The 1,277-nt window shown below is 76.2% G+C and carries 1 pseudogene; it reads right to left on the bottom strand.

The annotated features are described in order from the left end of the window. Positions 1 to 1,277, bottom strand: a pseudogene (locus A3IC_RS0116340) (hypothetical protein); the annotation flags it as partial.

The following is a 1,277-nucleotide window of genomic DNA, read 5'->3' as shown; positions in this document are numbered from 1 at the left end:
CAGCCGGGGTCGACGTGGAACAGGCGCAACGACTCGGCGGGCAGCATCCGTTCGTCGGGGACCAGGTCGGCGAACGGCACACCGTGTAGCAGCCGCAGGCGGTCCAGCCAGGCGACGATCGGGGCGCCTTCGAGGGCGAGGAGGTCCGCGAGCGCGGTGCGCAACGCTGCGGGCGGGTCGGCGAGCAGGTTCGCCGCGCGGGCGGCCCGCCCCTGCCCCCGCCGCCCGGGCAACGCGCCTCGGCGCCGTGGCGCGGATACCGGCGCGTTGCGGGCGTCGGCGGGGTGGGTGGCCGCGCGGAGCACCCGGGCGGCGGAGCCGTCCGCGACGAAGGCCTCCAGCAGCGTGCCGAAGGGGCGGTGGCCGAGCGCGCGGGCCTGCCGGGCCGCGAAGGCGGCCTGTTCGACGTCGGCCTCGGTGTTGGCGGCTGCTTCGGTTTCGGTTAGGGGGGTCGCGCCGGCGGCCGCGTGGGCTTCGGCGGCGGTGTCGGCGGGGGTGGGGGGTTCGGCGGCGGTGTCGGCGGGAGTGGGGGGTTCGGCGGCGTGCAGGCCGGGGGCTGCGAGGCGTTGGGCCATGGCGGCGGCGCGGGCGCGGGCCTTGGCGTGCCAGGCGGTGAGCATGGCGGAGAAGTCCGCGTCGGCCAACGCCAACGCGCGGCCCAGGGTCCAGGCCGCGGCGCGGCCGGTGTCGAAGAGACCCCAGGCCTGTTCGTAGGCCAGGAGTTGGGCGGCGCTGGTCCAGCCCTCGTCGGGGGTGGGGGGCAGGGGTTGGGCGGGTTCGGCGGTGAACGGGCCGCGGTACCAGGCGTAGGTGTCCTCGCCGGTCTCCACGCGGTAGGGCAGCGGGAGGTGCCCGGAGGCCAGGCGGTCGTGGGCGGCGGCGTGGGCGGCTGGGTCGATGCCGGGTGGGGGTGTGGGTGGGGCTTGGGGCAGGCGCAGCAGGAGGTCGCGTTTGTTGTCGTTCTCGTCGCGGAGGAAGTTGCGGACGCGTCCGGGGAAGCCGCCGGCCTCGTCGGGGACGCTGGTGAACGCCCAGCTGTGGAGTGCGGCGAGGCGGATGCGTACGTGCGCGGTGAGGGTGCCGTCGTCGGCGTCCTTCAGGATCGAGCGGCAGCCCTCGAGGGAGACCAGGTGGGCGCTGTATCGGGTCTCGGTGGTGCGGTCGGGCAGGCGGGAGGCCACGACGACGGCGAACTCGCCCTCGGCGAGTTGTTCGCCACGCAGGCCCGGGTCGGGGCGCACATCGCGCACGTGCAGGAGGTGGCGCAGTTCGTCGGT

This window comes from Embleya scabrispora DSM 41855, assembly GCF_000372745.1.
GTDB lineage: Bacteria > Actinomycetota > Actinomycetes > Streptomycetales > Streptomycetaceae > Embleya > Embleya scabrispora.
Note: the sequence above shows the minus strand (reverse complement) of the source record. Positions and strands in the feature narration are given on the sequence as shown.